17 protein-coding genes are annotated in these 17,638 nt (G+C 40.6%); 2 read left to right on the top strand and 15 right to left on the bottom strand.

Annotation, left to right across the window (positions count from 1 at the left end):
* Positions 1–10: 10 nt before the first annotated feature.
* Both IGJ00_RS01225 and fni read left to right on the top strand, forming a co-directional pair.
* Entirely contained in the window at positions 11–1,096 is a 1,086-nt protein-coding gene (locus IGJ00_RS01225; RefSeq protein ID WP_071866143.1) for a phosphomevalonate kinase, read from the top strand.
* Positions 1,093–2,136: a type 2 isopentenyl-diphosphate Delta-isomerase gene (fni, locus tag IGJ00_RS01220; protein ID WP_438844019.1), complete on the top strand. Its 1,044-nt coding sequence runs from the start codon at positions 1,093–1,095 to the stop codon at positions 2,134–2,136. Before IGJ00_RS01225 ends, fni begins: the two co-directional genes overlap by 4 nt.
* A gap of 41 nt (positions 2,137–2,177) precedes the next feature.
* On the opposite strand, the gene IGJ00_RS01215 is transcribed toward fni, so the two are convergent.
* The 15 genes from IGJ00_RS01215 to tgt all read right to left on the bottom strand — a co-directional run bounded on the left by IGJ00_RS01215 (position 2,178) and on the right by tgt (position 17,437).
* Positions 2,178–2,981 carry a gluconate 5-dehydrogenase gene (locus tag IGJ00_RS01215; RefSeq protein WP_074799601.1) on the bottom strand — a complete coding sequence of 268 codons (804 nt, stop codon included), beginning with the start codon at positions 2,979–2,981 and terminating at the stop codon, positions 2,178–2,180.
* Positions 2,982–2,996: 15 nt separating this feature from the next.
* On the bottom strand, positions 2,997–3,839 hold the full coding sequence (gene kduI, locus IGJ00_RS01210) for a 5-dehydro-4-deoxy-D-glucuronate isomerase (RefSeq protein WP_260697878.1): 843 nt from the start codon (positions 3,837–3,839) through the stop codon (positions 2,997–2,999).
* Positions 3,840–3,855: 16 nt separating this feature from the next.
* Positions 3,856–4,863: a sugar kinase gene (locus IGJ00_RS01205; RefSeq protein WP_142433570.1), complete on the bottom strand. Its 1,008-nt coding sequence runs from the start codon at positions 4,861–4,863 to the stop codon at positions 3,856–3,858.
* Positions 4,864–4,869: 6 nt separating this feature from the next.
* On the bottom strand, positions 4,870–5,514 hold the full coding sequence (locus IGJ00_RS01200; RefSeq protein ID WP_041684164.1) for a bifunctional 4-hydroxy-2-oxoglutarate aldolase/2-dehydro-3-deoxy-phosphogluconate aldolase: 645 nt from the start codon (positions 5,512–5,514) through the stop codon (positions 4,870–4,872).
* A 93-nt stretch (positions 5,515–5,607) separates the two neighbouring features.
* Positions 5,608–6,369, bottom strand: coding sequence for an IclR family transcriptional regulator (locus tag IGJ00_RS01195; protein WP_071866138.1), 762 nt, complete (start codon positions 6,367–6,369; stop codon positions 5,608–5,610).
* Positions 6,370–6,420: 51 nt separating this feature from the next.
* A complete protein-coding gene (locus IGJ00_RS01190; RefSeq protein ID WP_071866137.1) occupies positions 6,421–7,332 on the bottom strand; it encodes an AraC family transcriptional regulator in 912 nt (303 codons plus the stop codon).
* Positions 7,333–7,390: 58 nt separating this feature from the next.
* Positions 7,391–8,230, bottom strand: a complete 840-nt coding sequence (locus tag IGJ00_RS01185) for a sugar phosphate isomerase/epimerase family protein (protein WP_071866136.1) — start codon at positions 8,228–8,230, stop codon at positions 7,391–7,393.
* Positions 8,231–8,243: 13 nt separating this feature from the next.
* On the bottom strand, positions 8,244–9,539 hold the full coding sequence (locus tag IGJ00_RS01180; RefSeq protein ID WP_071866135.1) for a TRAP transporter large permease: 1,296 nt from the start codon (positions 9,537–9,539) through the stop codon (positions 8,244–8,246).
* Between the two features lie 10 nt (positions 9,540–9,549).
* Positions 9,550–10,029: a TRAP transporter small permease gene (locus IGJ00_RS01175; RefSeq protein WP_071866134.1), complete on the bottom strand. Its 480-nt coding sequence runs from the start codon at positions 10,027–10,029 to the stop codon at positions 9,550–9,552.
* A 3-nt stretch (positions 10,030–10,032) separates the two neighbouring features.
* Complete coding sequence (gene dctP, locus IGJ00_RS01170) at positions 10,033–11,052, bottom strand: TRAP transporter substrate-binding protein (RefSeq protein ID WP_142433571.1); 1,020 nt, start codon at positions 11,050–11,052, stop codon at positions 10,033–10,035.
* Between the two features lie 16 nt (positions 11,053–11,068).
* Entirely contained in the window at positions 11,069–12,175 is a 1,107-nt protein-coding gene (bglB, locus tag IGJ00_RS01165) for a beta-galactosidase BglB (RefSeq protein ID WP_438844018.1), read from the bottom strand.
* Positions 12,176–12,374: 199 nt separating this feature from the next.
* The gene (locus IGJ00_RS01160; protein WP_010736588.1) at positions 12,375–12,629 is read right to left on the bottom strand and encodes a hypothetical protein; all 255 of its coding nucleotides are present in this window, start codon (positions 12,627–12,629) and stop codon (positions 12,375–12,377) included.
* A gap of 277 nt (positions 12,630–12,906) precedes the next feature.
* Positions 12,907–15,504 (bottom strand): bifunctional acetaldehyde-CoA/alcohol dehydrogenase, encoded by a 2,598-nt coding sequence (gene adhE, locus IGJ00_RS01155; protein WP_019722420.1) that lies wholly within the window; start codon positions 15,502–15,504, stop codon positions 12,907–12,909.
* Positions 15,505–15,820: 316 nt separating this feature from the next.
* Positions 15,821–16,198 (bottom strand): preprotein translocase subunit YajC, encoded by a 378-nt coding sequence (gene yajC / locus IGJ00_RS01150; protein ID WP_010736590.1) that lies wholly within the window; start codon positions 16,196–16,198, stop codon positions 15,821–15,823.
* 93 nt (positions 16,199–16,291) lie between these two features.
* Positions 16,292–17,437, bottom strand: coding sequence for a tRNA guanosine(34) transglycosylase Tgt (gene tgt, locus IGJ00_RS01145; protein ID WP_010736591.1), 1,146 nt, complete (start codon positions 17,435–17,437; stop codon positions 16,292–16,294).
* Positions 17,438–17,638 lie beyond the last annotated feature (201 nt).

Here is a 17,638-nt window from a genome sequence, read left to right as displayed (position 1 = left end):
GGAGATTGTTATGGTTGAAGTATCTGCACCTGGAAAACTTTATATCGCTGGAGAATACGCAGTTGTCGAAACGGGGCATCCTGCAATCATCGTGGCAGTCGATCAATTCGTCACAGTAACAGTGGAAGCTGCTCGGAAAGTAGGAAGTATCCAATCTGCACAATATAGCGAGATGCCTGTGCGTTGGACAAGACGAAAAGGCGAACTTGTTCTAGATATCCGTGAAAACCCGTTCCATTATATCCTTGCTGCTATACGTTTAACTGAGAAATATGCACAGGAAAAAAACATTCTTCTTTCATTTTATGATTTGAAGGTAACCAGTGAATTAGATAGCTCAAACGGCAGAAAGTATGGACTAGGTTCTAGTGGCGCAGTAGCGGTAGCGACGGTTCGAGCATTGAACCAATTTTACGCACTGAATTTATCTCAGTTTGAGATTTTTAAAATTGCAGCCTTAGCTAATCTAGCTGTCCAAGACAATGGTTCTTGTGGCGATATTGCGGCTAGCTGTTATGGTGGTTGGATCGCCTTCTCCACTTTTGACCACCAATGGCTCAAAGAACAAGAATCAAGTAAAACGATCAGTGAATTATTAGCGCTTGATTGGCCTGGTTTATCTATTGAATCCTTACACACTCCGGAAGATCTCCGTTTATTGATTGGTTGGACCGGTAGTCCTGCCTCTACTTCCGACTTAGTGGACCAAGTACATCGCTCTCGTGAAGATAAAATGGCGGCGTATCAACAATTCCTTGAAGATAGTACGCTTTGCGTCAACACGATGATCCAAGGTTTTAAAGAAAACGATGTTGCTTTGATCCAAGAAATGATTCGTAAAAATCGTGAATTATTGCGTGATCTGTCTGCCATCACTGGTGTGTTGATCGAAACACCAGCATTAAATAAACTGTGTTGTTTAGCTGAACAATTTGAAGGTGCGGCGAAATCTTCTGGCGCTGGCGGTGGGGATTGTGGCATCGTGATCGTGGACCAAAAATCAGGTATCCTTCCATTGATGAGTGCTTGGGAAGAAGCTGAGATCACCCCGCTTCCATTACATGTCTACCATCAACAGAAAGAGGACAAGTTATGAATCGAAAAGATGAACATGTATCATTAGCTAAAGCATTTCACAACAAACAGATAAATGAATTTGACTTCGTTCGACTTGTCCATCGTCCACTTCCACAAAGCAAGGTTGATGACGTGTCTTTGAAAACAGAAGTTGCAGGTTTTACTCTTTCTAGTCCTTTCTATATCAATGCCATGACTGGCGGTAGTGAAAAAACAAAAAAGATCAATCATGACCTTGCACAGATTGCTAAAAGTGCTGGGTTGATGATTGCTACCGGTTCTGTCAGCGCCGCCTTGAAAAATCCTTCCTTGGCAGATTCTTATACGGTGATGCGAGATGTCTATCCTGAAGGGAAGATTTTAGCGAATGTTGGTGCTGGCACCTCGGTCTTACGTGCCCAAGAAGCCGTACAGCTCTTCCAAGCGGATGCGTTACAGATCCATTTAAATGCACCACAAGAATTAGTCATGCCTGAAGGGGATCGCGATTTTTCGCAATGGAAAGAACTGATTGCAGAAATCCAACAAACCCTTGATGTGCCAGTGATCGTAAAAGAAGTGGGCTTTGGGATGACGAGGGAGACCATCATTGAATTGTCTGAACTAGGTATCAAGACGATTGATGTCAGTGGACGTAGCGGAACAAGCTTCACACAAATCGAAAATGCTCGACGTAAAAAGCGTGAATTGGCTTATTTGACGGATTGGGGACAGTCTACTGTGTCCTCCTTACTTGAAGCAAACGAAGCGAATACACATGCCGAAATCATCGCTTCGGGTGGCATACGAAATGCTTATGATATCTTTAAAGCATTGTGTCTTGGTGCGAACGCTGTAGGGATTTCCGGAACGATCTTGACGCACTACATGACACACGGGATCGAGGAGACGATTGCTCTTATGGCACAGTGGCAAGAAGAACTACGAATGCTCTATGCCATGGTCGGTGCAACAAAAACAAGTGATTTAACAAAACAATCCTTGATTTTGTCTGGCCCGGTCAAAGAATGGTGTGAAGCCAGAGACATCCCATTATCAACATATGGTCGACGCAAATAAAAATGACGAGTGCATACGATGCACTCGTCATTCTTTGTTTGTTATGGTTGTTTTCCGATATAAGCTAAGATACCGCCATCTACATACAAGATATGTCCGTTAACAAAATCAGAGGCACGTGATGCTAGGAAGACAGATGGGCCAGCTAAGTCGATTGGGTCGCCCCAACGAGCAGCTGGTGTACGCCCAACGATAAATTGGTCAAATGGATGACGCTCCCCGTTTTCTTGTGTTTCTCTTAATGGCGCTGTTTGCGGCGTCGCAATATAGCCAGGTCCGATCCCATTACATTGAATGTTGTACTGACCATATTCTGAAGCAATGTTTTTCGTCAACATTTTTAATCCGCCTTTAGCAGCAGCATAAGCACTTACTGTCTCACGGCCAAGTTCACTCATCATTGAACAAATATTGATGATTTTCCCGCCACCTTTTTCAATCATATCTGGGATGACTGCTTTCGACATGATAAATGGTGCGTTCAAGTCTACGTCGATGACTTGACGGAAATCCGCCGCATCCATTTCGATCATTGGTGTACGTTTGATGATGCCTGCATTGTTGACCAAGATATCGATTGGACCAACTTCTGATTTGATTTGTTTGACCATTGCTTGTACTGCTGACTCATCCGTCACATCACAAACATAGCCTTTTGCTTCGATGCCAATTTCTTTGTAGTTGGCAATCCCTTCATCTACTGATTCCTGAGTTAAATTATTGAAGACGATCGTCGCTCCAGCTTCTGCTAATGAGCGAGCGATCTCAAAACCGATTCCGTATACCGCACCGGTGATTAAAGCGACTTTATTGTCTAAACGAAACATATCCATATTGAATGACATTTTTATCTTCCTTTCCTATTTCAATTGATCCATTGATACCATATCCATATCTGTATAGGTGATATTTTCCCCACACATTGCCCAGATAAACGAATAATTGCTTGTGCCAACACCTGAGTGGATCGACCAGCTTGGTGAAATCACGGCTTGTTCATTATCTACGACTAAATGTTTGGTTTCATCTGGTTTACCCATCATATGGAACACACGTGTATCTTCATTTGCATAATCAAAGTAAACATACGCTTCCATGCGACGTTCATGCGTATGGCAAGGCATCGTGTTCCATGAACTACCCGGTTCTAAAATGGTATAACCCATCTGTAATTGACAGCTTTCACAGACGTTTGGATGGATATATTGGTAGATTTTACGCTCATTCAATGTGACGCCTTCGCCTGTTTCCATGGGTTTCACTTGATCGATGCCGATTTTTACATTTGGATATTTGTGATGTGCTGGCACAGAACTGATGTAAAATTTTGCAGGATTCTCTGGATCTACAGAGGAGAAGACTACATGCTCCGTTTCTTTACCGATGTAATACCCATCTTGTTTCTTCATTTCTTCTTTTTCACCGTCGATTTCAATGAATCCAGGTCCGCCGATGTTGATCACACCAAGCTCGCGACGTTCTAAGAAATAAGTAACACCTAGTTCTTTATCTAGTTTGATTTCTAATGGACTAGTTGTTGGTGTTACACCGCCGAAGATCATACGATCATTGTGCGTATAAGTAAGACTGATTTTCCCTGGAACAAATACTTTCTCTACCAAAAATTCATTTCTCAATTGTTCTGTTGAATAATGACGGATATCCTCTGGGCTATGTGTATAACGTGTTTCCATTTCTTGCATGTTGTTAGACTCTCCTTTATCGAATGATTTTTCCAGAACCGCTAGCGATAAAACTAGCAACTTCTGCTTGATTGAATTGGTTGCAATCTCCATGGATCGTGTGTTTCAACGCAGAGGCTGCTGTCGCAAAATCAATAATTGCTTGTGGTTGCATCTCTTCTAAAATTCCATGAAGCAATCCCCCAGCAAACGCATCTCCTCCACCCACACGATCAACGATCGAAGTGACTTGATGAAGGGGCGATTCGAAATAGTTATCCTTCATCCACAAAGTACCTTGTAGATCATTTTCACTCGCTGAATGCACCGTACGTTTGGTTGAGTAAAACGTTTGGATGTTGGGAAATCTTTCTTGCATTTTTTCGTAATAATAAATAAGTGGATTTACTGTCGTTTCAGGTGCTTTTGCTATCCCTAACAAATAAAGCGCATCCATCTCACCGGCTGAACAAATATCCACGAGTGGTAATAATTGTTCTAACACTTCACCCGCTTCTTGTTGTGTCCACAACTTGCCCCGATAATTGATATCAAAACTGATTTGACAGCCTGCTTGTTTGGCTGCTTCCATGAGTTCTTTTGTCAACCCTCGCCACTTTTCTGATAATGCCGGTGTGATTCCTGAAACATGGAATAGATCAACTCCCTTGAAACAGTCCTCCAATGACCATTCCAAGCAATCCATCACCGCGAAACTGGAACCGGCACGATCATAAATGACTGAAGCCGCACGTTCACCGATCCCTGTTTCCATATAATATGTGCCGAGCCGAGGGCCGCCTTTCAGCAGTAGGCTAGTATCTACCCCATAGCTTCGTAAGTGTTTTTCGACTGCCAGACCCAGGGAATGTTCTGGGACTTTTGACATGAACGAAACCGTATGTCCATAATTTGCTAATGAGATCGCGACATTCGCTTCCCCACCGCCATAATGCGCGCAAAAATGATCACTGTCTTGTAACCGTTGTCCCTGTTCTGTCGACAAGCGTAGCATGATCTCTCCGAGTGTCACGACTCTTCCCATGAGCGATTACCTCGTAATTTCTTTCATTTTTGCCGCATATTGTTGTGCGACTTTTGTCACTTCCTCAAAATCTCCATGAGCTGCTGGAGCCAACAAGTTCCCACCAACACCAACAGTGATCACGCCTGCCTCAAACCATTCTTGCATGTTTTCTAAACTGACCCCACCAGTAGGCATGATATTGACATGGGGCATCGGCGCTTTGAATGCAGAGATGATACTTGGACCGAAAGCACTTCCAGGAAATAGTTTGACGATGTCTACGCCACTTTTTAGCGCTGTTTTGATTTCATCGATCGTCATACATCCTGGTAAATAAGGGATTTGGTATAAATTGCATAGTTCTGCGGTTTCCTGATCAAAACAGGGGCTGACGATATACTCAGCACCTGCTAAAATCGCTAAACGCGCAGTAATAGCATCCAACACTGTCCCTGCACCGATCACCACATCCTGTTGGTCTTTGTATGTTTCTACTAGTTCTTTAATTACCCGATCTGCTTGTGGCACGGTGAAGGTCAACTCAATGCCAGTTAGTCCGCCTTTGATAATCGCGTGACAAGCATTCAGCGCTTCTTCATTTGTTGCTCCTCGTACGACTGCAATAACTCCCGCTTGTTTCAAACGAGATAAGATATCCATTTTTTTCATTTTCCCACCCATTTCTTATTTGGAAATTATAGTTTACAATAAAGAAATTTACATCTTCATTATACGGCAGGAATAAAAAAATGCAAACGCTTTTTAGTTTTTTTCAAAAGTTTTTTCGATTTCTTCTTTCGTTTGCAGGATCGTTTGAATGATTTGAGCTTTGCTTTCTTCACTTAATCGGTATTTCGGCATACTGACACTAAACGCTCCAACCACTTGGTTCTCATGAATTAAAGAGGTACCGATGCAAAAAATATCTTTTTCGACTTCTTCATCATCGAAGGCGATTTTTGTTTGTTTGACTTGCTGGATCTCTTTTTTTAGTTTTAACGGATTGGTAATCGTATATTCAGTGAATGGGATCAGAGGACATTTTTCAATATACTGTTGATATTGCTCTTCCGTAAAATGCGCCAAGACGGCTTTCCCCATTGCTGAACTATATAAAGGTCTCGTGATACCGATTTTTGAAGACATACGGATCGTTTGATTTTTAGGGTCCAACTTATTGACATAGAGAATCTCGTTGTTGTCTAAAATACCTAGATGAATGGTTTCATCAATTGTTTGTTGTAGTTTTTCCAAAAAAGGCAAAGTGCGTTCAACTAGATCGATTTGATCGATATTTTTGTTTGCATATCGGACCAGTTTTCCGCCTAAACGATAATTTTTTTCTTGATTTTTATTTACATAACCAATCAAGGATAACGTATCTAAAATTTTTAATGTAGTAGACGACGTCATGTCGATACCTTTCGCAATTTCTTGTAATGAAGCATCTGGATGCTCTGCTAAATAATCTAAAATATGTGAAGCTTTGATTAGAACGGTTCCATAAGGTTTTTTGTTTTCCATATTCCACTCTCCTATTTCTATATAGGAAATTATATCGGAAAGAACGTCAATTTAAAAGGGATCTTTGTTTTCTTCTTCATAATGCGTATAATGAACAAACTCTCCTGCCAGATCTTTTTTCAAAAATTCTTTGGGAGTTACGCCAAATTCGGTTTTGAATGCGCGTAAATAATGAGGATAGGAGGCGAAACCACATTTACTATACACGGAACTTGAGCTGCCGTACTCTCTTAATAGTTGTTTTGAATAAAGTAGTTTTTTCTTCATCACGTATTGATGAAAGGTAAAACCAGTATGTTTTTTGAATTCGCGAGTCACGTGATATTTACTGATGAAAAATTCTTTTTCCATTTGTTTGAGGGAGAGCGGTTCACTCAAATTCTTTGCGACAAATTGAATCATTTTTTCTAACCGTTCATTCGGTACAGTGAAATTTTCTTCCGAAATATGTTCTTCGATCTGTACCATACGGTTGAGAAAAATCAAATATTCGACTAGCGCTTGTTCATAACGAATATCTGCACCATAATCTTTTCGATCCAACGTTTGGTCGATAAAAGAAAGTTTTTCTTTTAGTACTTGTGGTTCAATATGTAATATCCGGCTTCGGCGTTCACCGATCGGCCAAAAACAGGCGGATAGATTGGACCACTTGGTGGAACGACTCTCTAAGAATGCAGGGGTGATAAACATGTAGACACGCTCGAATACGTCAGTTGATTGACGAACGATCCGATGCAGATCTCTTGAATGGATCAACAAAACATTTCCTGGTTGTATCGTAAACTGACGACCATCTAAATAAAAAATGGCTTCTCCTTCTAAAGTAGCATGGATCTCATAGAAATCATGATGATGATAAACCGTTTTGTTTTGGCTAACGATATCTTTTACATGATAAATCTCATACTGATCCGAAATCATCGTATTCACTTGTTTTCCATTGATCGGTTTCTTTTCCATCTCTATCCCCCTTTCCCTTATTGCTCACTATTGAACAATGATACATTCTATTATTTTCTTATTCGGTGACTTGTTCCAACATGATTACACCTTGTTTTAGTGCATCATCTTTTGTTTCTTCTAAGACGATATAAAGATAAGGACGATGTTTCTGTGCGATGTTTACGATGGCTTCATAATCGATCATGCCTGTCCCTAGATTTACCGGGATGATTTCTTCTTCGTTAGAAACAATATAATCTTTCATATGCAATCCGCAAATTTTTTCTCCAAACCGTTCAAAGGCTTCTTCGACTAAATTTACTTGTTGATGATAGTTTTTTGCATTGATTAGATTGGTTGGGTCTAAAATGATCCCTAGATAGTCCGAATCGATCATGGCAACTAACTCTGCCACACGATCCAATGAATACAACGGATGATTCAAGCCTGGTTCGATGCCCACCATCATACGATGTTTTTCTCCAGCTCGCACTAATCGGTGAATGGCTTCAACGATCTGTAAGAAGGCTTCATCTGAAAAGTTCTCCTCTGTATAACCCGCTTCACTCACGCTCCCCGTCTCGGTTGCGACCATCGTCGCCCCGAAGCTTGCAGCATATTGGAGATATCGTTCAAATTGATGAAGCACCGTTTCACGAACAGATAGATCAGGATGGATCATGTTGATATAACAGCTTAATATACCGACACTTATGCCTTCTTTTGCGAGGATATTCTTCATATATTGCCCCATTCCAGCATTGATGGCTTGTCCATCTGCTGAAAGTGTAGGAAATGAACGACTTAATGCCAATTGTAGCGTAGAAATGTTTTGTTGACTCGCTTTTTTTGCTAAATCATCCACGGTTTGTACATGGCTCAAGTCATGCCCTCTGGCGGCTAGGTTTAATTTCATCATGGCTTCTCCTTTATCCTAATAGATCCGGTAACCACATCACGATTTGTGGAAAATACGTAATCAACAATAAAACTGCTAATATGACACCGTAAAATGGTAACAGTGGCTTTAACATCGCTTCTGCTTTAACTCCACCAACACTCGCTCCTACATATAGTCCTGTACCTACTGGCGGGGTAATGGAACCGACACAAAGATTCATGATCGAAAATAAGCCATAATGGACTGGATCCACACCAACACTTGTCGCGATAGGCAAGAAAATCGGAGTAAAAATCAAAATCGCTGGCGCGACATCCATAAACATCCCAACAAGTAACAAAATGATATTGATCAATAATAAAATAATGAAGCGATTATCAGTAACTCCAATGATCAGACTGCTGATTGCTTGAGGTATCCCAGTAAATGCCATAGCAAATGACATCATGGAAGACGTCGCTAATAAAAACATGATCGTTCCCGACATCGCCACGGCTTGTACCAACATCTTTGGTATATCTTGTAGTTTCACTGTCTTGTAGAAGAACATGGAGATCAATAAAGAATACAATACCGCAATCGCAGATGCTTCGATAGCTGTGAAGAACCCTGTTAAAATACCACCAATGATGATAACGATCAAAGCTAAACTTGGGATTGCTTCTTTTAACACTTTTCCGACTTGCTTTCCTTGTCCTTTTGGTACTGTCGGATATTTATTTTTCTTCGCCACTACAAATGCAACGAGCATGATTCCTAACGACCACAAAGCTCCCACTAAATAGCCACCCATAAATAGAGCTGAAATCGAAGCGCCTCCGGCAACTAAAGAATACATGATAAAGGCTGTACTTGGTGGGATCACCATCCCTGTAGGTGCCGAAGCAATATTGACTGCTGTCGCAAATTTACGATCGTACCCTTCTTCTACTTGTTGCGGGATCAGCACCCCACCAATCGCTGTCGAAGCAGCAATCGCCGAACTGGAGATTGAGCCGAACAATGCGTTTCCTAAAACATTCGTATGGGCCAAGGACCCAGGTATCCGACCAACAAACAACATAGCAAAATCAACTAATTTCTTGGCAATCCCACCATGGTTCATAATGATTCCTGAAAAAACGAAAAATGGAATGGCAATCAATGAGAAACTATTGATACTCCCGACCATTTTTTGCGCAGAACTAAACGCTGCGACATCAAAGGGGATCACTAATAACAACGTGAGCATCGATGAAAAAGCGATACTGATTGCAATGGGCATTCCAACAATCAATAAAAAGACAAAAACAAAAAATAAAATTGCACCTGCTTCTAAAGCCATCAAATTCCTCCTATCCCTTTTCCTGAACGACAGACTTCCCATTCATTGCTTCAATCAAATTGATCAAACTGTAGATAATGATCAAAACACCTGAGACCGGCACCGATAAATAGACATAGCCCATCGGAATCCCTAATGAAGGGGAAATTTGCCCCATCGTCAATGTCACAGCATTCCAACCACCATAAACCATGATCGTGATTGCAAAAGCCAGAAAAAGACACTGAACGACGATTTCCAATACATTCGCTTTTGTGCCAGTCAGTTTCTCACTTAACAGCGTAACTGCTAAGTGCCCTTTTTGACCCACTACATAAGCGGAAGATAGCATCGCAAACCAGACTAACCCAAAACGCACTAATTCTTCTGTTACAGTATTTGGATTACCCAAAATCGTTCGCGAGAATACTTGCCATAAGACAATGATGATCATACCGATCAACAGACATGCTCCTAGAAATTCTAACAGCCGACTGATTCCTTTTTTCATCGATTACACCCCTTCTTCTTGGATCATTCGGTAAAGCGTTTGAAAATCTGGATGATTTTTGAATTCGTCATGCAACGGTGCGACTGCTTCACGAAATGGCGTATTGTCCACTTCATTGAACTGGACGCCATATTCTTCCGTTGCTACTCTTTTTTCTTCTTCGATTGCTTGAGCGAATGCTTCGATTTCAAAAATCGTTGATTCTTTCGCCGCTTCTTCGATTGCTTGTTGTTGCTCAGCAGTCAAACGTTCTTTGATCGCATCGTTCATGATGATGATATCCGGTACTCGTGTATGCTCATCATAGGAATAATACTTGGCTACACCACCATGCCCGGCTGTATACAAAACAAATTCATTGTTCTCTGATCCGTTGATCAAGTTTGACTGTAGCGAAGTATATACTTCGTCACTGCCCATCGGCACAGGTGATCCACCTAGTAGTTCCACCATTCTAATGGCCGTTTCACTTTGCATCACGCGGATTTTTTTCCCTTTTAGATCATCCGGTGTGTGGATCGGGCCATCGACCATATAAAAACTACGTTGCCCTGAATCATAATAGGTGAGACCAGAAAAACCTAAATCTGTCGTTGATTGATAAATGGGTTGCATGATTTCTTCGTTCTCCATGACATTGAAGAAATGTTGCTCATCATTGAACAAGTAAGGAACTGAAAAAATCGAATAGACTTTAGAAAAACTTTCTAACGCAGAGGCACTGACTTTCGTAAAATCAATCGCACCTGATTGAGTCAATTCGATCAATTCACGTTCTCCCCCCAATTGACCATCAGGAAAATATTTTACTTTGACTGAGCCAGCTGTTTTTTCTTCTACTAACTCTCCGAATTTATTCATTGCATCAATGACCGGCTGACTATTACTGGCATAAGCAAAACGTAAAGTAATCGTTGCTTCTTCCTCTGCATTTGCGACAACACCGACACTTGACTGACTACCACAACCACTCAAACCGAGGATTCCCAGTAAACAAAAAGCAAAAGCAAGTGTTTTTTTCATTTTTTTCTCCTTTCTATCAACAATACGACACAAGTAATTCTGTCAGACATAATACAAGTAACGATTGGCCATAAGGCATCGCTGTCTTGCCGATCGTACGGTAAAACTCTAGATCATCGCCCATCCCTGTACCTACCGAAACATTTTGGACTTCGCCAGTTTCATCTACTTGCTCAAGCAATCCCTGAATGGCACGATAGGCGATCTCTAAATATTTCTTAGGCAAATAGCGCTCATGCACTGCTTTTAAAATACCGTAAGCAAAACCTGCTGTCGCAGATGATTCTAAGTATGAGGTTGGATCATCGATCAAGGTATGCCATAAGCCACTTTCTGATTGATATTTTGCTAAGGTTTGCACTTGTGCTTCTAGCGTTTCGATTAATAATTTACGGAAAGCATCTCCTTCTTTCAGTTCCAGAATCGCAATGATTTCAGGAATCGCAATCGTCAGCCAACAATTTCCCCTTCCCCAAAATGCTTCCGCATAATTATGATTACCTTCAAAGGTCCACCCGTGGTACCAAAGACCTGTACGTTTATCCATCAAATATTTGATGTGGATCATAAATTGGTATCTGGCTTCCTCTAGGTATTCTGGACGATCTAGGAGCTTACCGATTTTGGCTAATGGTAAAACCGTCATCATCAACGTATCATCCCACAATTGATTCTTATTTTCTGGTCCATATGTCGCGTGCTGTAATCCGTCTTCCTCTGTCCGTGGCATATCATTCATGACCCATTCTGCCCATTGCTGCAAGTAAGGCAAGTAGCGTGTATCACCCGTCTCCTCATATAAAAATGCCATCGTGAGGATTGGTGCCATCGTATTGACGTTCTTTGGCGGTGCGCCTTCTTGCATCCTTTCTGCAAACCATTCTTTCACCACTTCCGCCGCACGAGGATTTTTAGTCAACTGATAATTTTTGTAGATACCGTATAGCCCTACACCCTGTGGCCAATTCCAAACAGACCAACTTTTGTCATCCACCTTTAACCCATCAAAATCCAATAAAAATTCCCCTGAATCATCGTTGATCGTCGTCAAGTTCTCCACTAATCGATCGATTGTTTCTTCCACAACTTCTTTCTGTACAAATAGTTCCTCTTTAATAATCAATTTTCCCTCTCCTTTTTAAACGCTTTCATTCTATGTTGTTAATATATCAGTAAACGCTTTCTCAATAAATAGCATCATTTGAACAAAAACTATCTAAAATTGACATAACGAGATTATTAATGGGTTTCCTGTAAAAAAGAGCCCTATCAAAAGAAAAACCATGACGCCTACCGCTCGTCATGGCTTCAAAATCAACCGTTTATAAAAATGTATACACCATAAAAAATGGCAAACATGCAAGTAAAGGAAACCAAAAGTAGTTCTTACGAAAACCCAACTCGCTATTTTCCTGATTCGCTCGCATGCGATCCCCTGAAACTGCTGTTCCAGAAAGTGCAATTCCGATCAAAAGTAAGCCGATGCCAATGTTACGTAAGATTTCTCGTTCCAAAAGAAAGGATAGTCCAAGAGAAACGACACATGCAATCAACAAAGTAACAATATATTTCTTCAAGATCTCATCTCCTTTTTTATAGAAAATAGTAGCATAGCATATTCATCAAAATGCCTATTATTCGAGTTATCTAATACTTCTTTTTTTAGATATCAGAAAAAAAAGCTACGACATTTTTCTCTTCTAACAACATATTGAGCGATTCTACAACAATTATTTTCGTAAATTCTTCTGATGTATCGCTTGATAATCATTATCTTAAAAAGAAAAAACAACGAACCAAGTGAGAAGATTCTCTCATGCTTGATTCGTTGTTGGGACAACTTTTAGTTATGAATTACGCATTATATGCGTCGATAATGATTTGTTTCAATTCACTGATCAATGGTTCTTTTGGATTGGCTGTTGTACATTGATCTTCATACGCTAATTCAGCCATGCGATCAACTGTTGTGTCTAATGTTTCTTGCGTCACGCCTTGCGCTCTCAAGCTCATGTCGATACCAACAGATTTTCCTAAGTCGCTAACAGCTGTTGCTAATGCTTCTACAAGCTCTGCTGTTGTTTTCCCTTTCAAACCTAAGAACTTCGCGATATCCGCGTAGTCTGTATCCGCACGGAAGTAGTCATATTTAGGGAACATCGCATGTTTTTGTGGATCTTTCGCATTGTAGCGGATGATATGCGGTAATAGGATCGCATTTGTACGTCCATGAGGGATACCGTATTCTCCACCGATCTTATGCGCAACTGAGTGACAAATTCCTAAGAAAGCATTCGCAAAGGCCATACCAGCCATTGTTGACGCATTATGCATTTTTTCGCGTGATTCCATATCTGGTGTTTTCACTGATTTTTCCAAGTAGTCGAAGACTAATTTGATTGCTTGTAAACTTAAACCACGAGTGTAATCAGAAGCCATCACAGATACATAAGATTCGATGGCATGTGTCAAGACGTCCATACCTGTATCAGCTGTAACTGAAGCGGGAACTGACATAACAAATTGTGGGTCAACGATCGCCACGTCTGGTGTTAATGCGTAGTCAGCTAACGGATATTTCACGTGTGTTTCGCTATCTGTGATTACCGCAAATGGTGTCACTTCTGAACCAGTTCCTGATGTTGTTGGGATACATACAAACTGAGTTTTTTCAGGTTTGTCGATCTTGTACGTACGTTTACGGATATCTAAGAATTTTTGTTTTGCACCAAAGAATGAAGTATCTGGGTGCTCATAGAACATCCACATGCCTTTTGCCGCATCCATTGCTGATCCGCCCCCAAGAGCGATCACTGTATCTGGTTTGAAGTCCGCCATCATTTTTGTACCAGCGTAAACTGTGTTTGTTGAAGGGTTTGGTTCAACATCTGAGAAGATCTCGATTTTCACATCATTTTTACGACGTGCTAATACTTCTCTTACAGTGTCACAGTAGCCGAATTGGACCATACCTGGGTCACAAACGATCATGACACGTTCGACGTTTTCCATTTTTTCCAAGTAAAGCAAAGAGTTCTTTTCAAAGAAGATTTTTGGTGGTAATTTGAACCATTGCATGTTATTTCTCCGTTTCGCTACAGTTTTGACGTTGATTAAGTTGACTGCTGATACGTTTCTTGAAACAGAATTCTTTCCGTATGAACCACAACCTAGTGTCAATGATGGAATCATTTCGTTGTAGATATTTCCGATTCCGCCTTCTGCTGATGGTGTGTTGACTAAGATACGGCAGGCTTTCATGCGTAGTCCGAATTGGACATGCAACTCTTCGTTTTCTGAATGGATGACAGCTGTATGTCCTAATCCACCAAGGTTCAACATTCCTTCACATAATTCGAAAGCATGTTCTGTACTGTTTGATTTGACCATTGCTAAAACTGGTGAAAGTTTCTCACGTGAAAGTGGATAATCAGGCCCTACACCTTCTAATTCTGCCACTAATAATTTAGTTCCTTCTGGTACATTGATTCCTGCTAATTTTGCGATATCCATTGCTGAATGACCCACGATTGCAGGATTTACAGCGTATTTACCTTCATTCATGACAGCATCTTCTAATTTTGAAAGCTCTGCTGGTTTAACGAAGTAAACTTGGTGTGCTTGGAATTCTGCTTTTACGGCTGCATAGATTTCTTTATCTACGATGACTGCTTGTTCAGAAGCACAAATCATTCCGTTATCGAATGTTTTTGATACGATCAAGTCATTCACTGCACGTTTTACTTTTGCTGTTTTTTCGATATATGCAGGAACGTTACCCGGTCCAACACCTAAAGCTGGTTTACCAGTTGAATAAGCGGATTTTACCATGCCTGCGCCACCAGTTGCTAATACGATCGCAATTCCTGGATGGTTCATCAACATTGAAGTCGCATCGATCGATGGATGTTCGATCCATTGGATACAGTTTTCTGGCGCACCTGCTGCGATGGCTGCATCACGAACGACTCTTGCTGCCTCAGCGGAACATTTTTGAGCGCTTGGATGGAAAGCAAAAACGATTGGGTTTCTGGTTTTCAAAGCGATCATTGATTTAAAGATCGTTGTTGAAGTTGGGTTCGTTGTTGGTGTTACTCCACAAACGACGCCGACTGGTTCAGCAATCTCAATCAATCCTTTTTGAGTGTCTTCATTAATTACTCCGACAGTTTTGTCATATTTGATACTGTTCCAAATATATTCTGAAGCATACATATTTTTGATTGCTTTATCTTCATAGATTCCACGGCCAGTTTCTTCTACAGCCATTTTTGCTAGAGGCATGTGCTGATCTAATGCAGCCATTGCCATTTCATGCACAATGTGATCTACTTTTTCTTGATCGAAACTTTCCATTTCTTTCAACGCGACATTTGCTTTTGTCGCCAAGTCGTCGATCATCGCTTGTACATCAACAGTTTTCGTCTCTTCTTTTTCCATTATCTTAGCCATTATGTTCCTCCTACTGAGTCATGGTTATTTGTTAATTATTTCACATACACATCATACAACACTTTTTTTTCGATGTAAATACTTTTTTGTGATTTTTTTCACAGTTATGTTTTTCTTTAGAAAATAGTCCATTCAGTAGGATTGAACATCGAGTAACCCTTCAATAATGGAATAAGTGATTTATTTAGTAAAGTTACAAAAAAAAAGACTGATCGCCATCTTATCTCCATATGAGATAGGAATGACTATCAGTCTTTTTGATAAAGAATGCTCTAACTCCTGTACATTTAGCCAACGCGTGGCAAACAACCGATGTCTACAATTCTTTTTCTTCTTTTTTCTCTTCAGGTGTTTCTGGAACTTCAACAGTTTCAATTACTTCTGGTTCTGTCGGTTCTTCTACTGGTGCGATTGGTGTGCTTGTCATCGCGCCTGTACCTGGTTTTACCGTTTTGATGGCTGCTCGATCGTATTCTAAAAAGATCCCTTCGCAGTCTAAAACAACTGTACGATTTGTCTCGTCGATTTCTGAGACTACGCCATGAAGTCCACCGATCGTGACTACTTCATCGCCAGCTTTCATACTATCAAGCAAATTTTGACGTTCTTGTTGTTGTTTCTTTTGTGTACGTGACATAAAGAACCACATCCCTAATAGGGCAACGAACATCACTAACATTGGTAATGAACCCATTTTTTTCACCTCACTAACTAAATATCTACACTAAACACTTTAGCAGAAAAAGGCGCTAGAAACTAGTTTTTTAACTAAATTTCACAAATCCTGCTAGAAACTTTTTGCGTTTTCTTTATTGAACCCATACTCTTCGAAAAAGGCTGCACGAAACTCTAATAAGTTATCATCCATAATCGCTTGTCGAACTTGTTTCATCAAGTTTAATAAGAAGTATAAATTGTGATAAGACGTTAAACGGATCCCAAATGTTTCATCACATTTGATCAAGTGACGAATATACGCTCTCGTATAATTCTTACAAGTGTAGCAATCACATTTTTCATCGATTGGACGGAAGTCCCGGGCATATTGCGCATTTTTTACGACTAATCGTCCTTGCGATGTCATACATGTCCCGTTACGAGCGATTCTGGTCGGTAGAACACAGTCGAACATATCGACTCCACGAATCACACCATCGATCAATGAATCCGCAGCCCCTACTCCCATCAAATAACGTGGTTTATGATCTGGGATCAACGGTGTCGTAAATTCTAATACACGGTTCATCTCAGCTTTTGGTTCACCGACAGATAAGCCCCCAATGGAATACCCAGGAAAATCCATACTGATCAAGTCTTTCGCACTTTGTTTACGTAAATCTTCAAAACCAGCTCCTTGGATGATACCAAATAATCCTTGACGATCTGGATTCGCATGAGCTTTCAATCCACGTTCTGCCCAACGAGAAGTTCGTTCGACTGATTTTTTCACATAATCATAGCTCTCATCAAATGGAGGACATTCATCAAAACTCATCATGATATCAGAACCTAATTTATTTTGGATGTTGATGGCTTTTTCAGGAGACAAAAACATTTTTGAACCATTCAAGTGGTTTTTGAAATGCACGCCTTCTTCAACGATGTTCCGCATATCGCTTAATGAGAAGACTTGGAATCCACCAGAATCTGTTAAAATCGGCTGGTCCCAATTCATGAATTTATGCAAGCCACCTGCTTCTTCGACCAAATCCTCTCCAGGACGAAGCCATAAATGGTAGGTATTACTCAAAATCACGCCTGCACCCATTTCTTTTAGTTCTTCAGGCGACATAGTTTTAACGGTCGCTAATGTCCCCACAGGCATAAACATCGGCGTTGGAAATGTTCCATGAGGAGTAATCAATTCACCAAGGCGGGCGCCTGTATGTTTTTCTTTTTTTATTAAACGATAACGAATGGCAGGTTCTGTCATTCAATTCCCTACTTTCTTTTATAGAATCACGTTTGCAACTCCCACCATCATAATCTTTTCAACTACTTTTTGCAAGAGCTTCTCTTTTTTTATAGGTTTTTTTAACCTGCTTTTTTTGTGCACCTTTCAATAACGAAAGAGGATTCCTAGAGCAAAATCAGTCCTTCTTTGATATACTAAGACTATCAAAAAAAAGGAGTG

Origin of the sequence: Enterococcus sp. AZ062 (assembly GCF_051715065.1) — a bacterium.
GTDB classification, from domain to species: Bacteria; Bacillota; Bacilli; order Lactobacillales; family Enterococcaceae; genus Enterococcus_B; species Enterococcus_B mundtii.
Note: the sequence above shows the minus strand (reverse complement) of the source record. Positions and strands in the feature narration are given on the sequence as shown.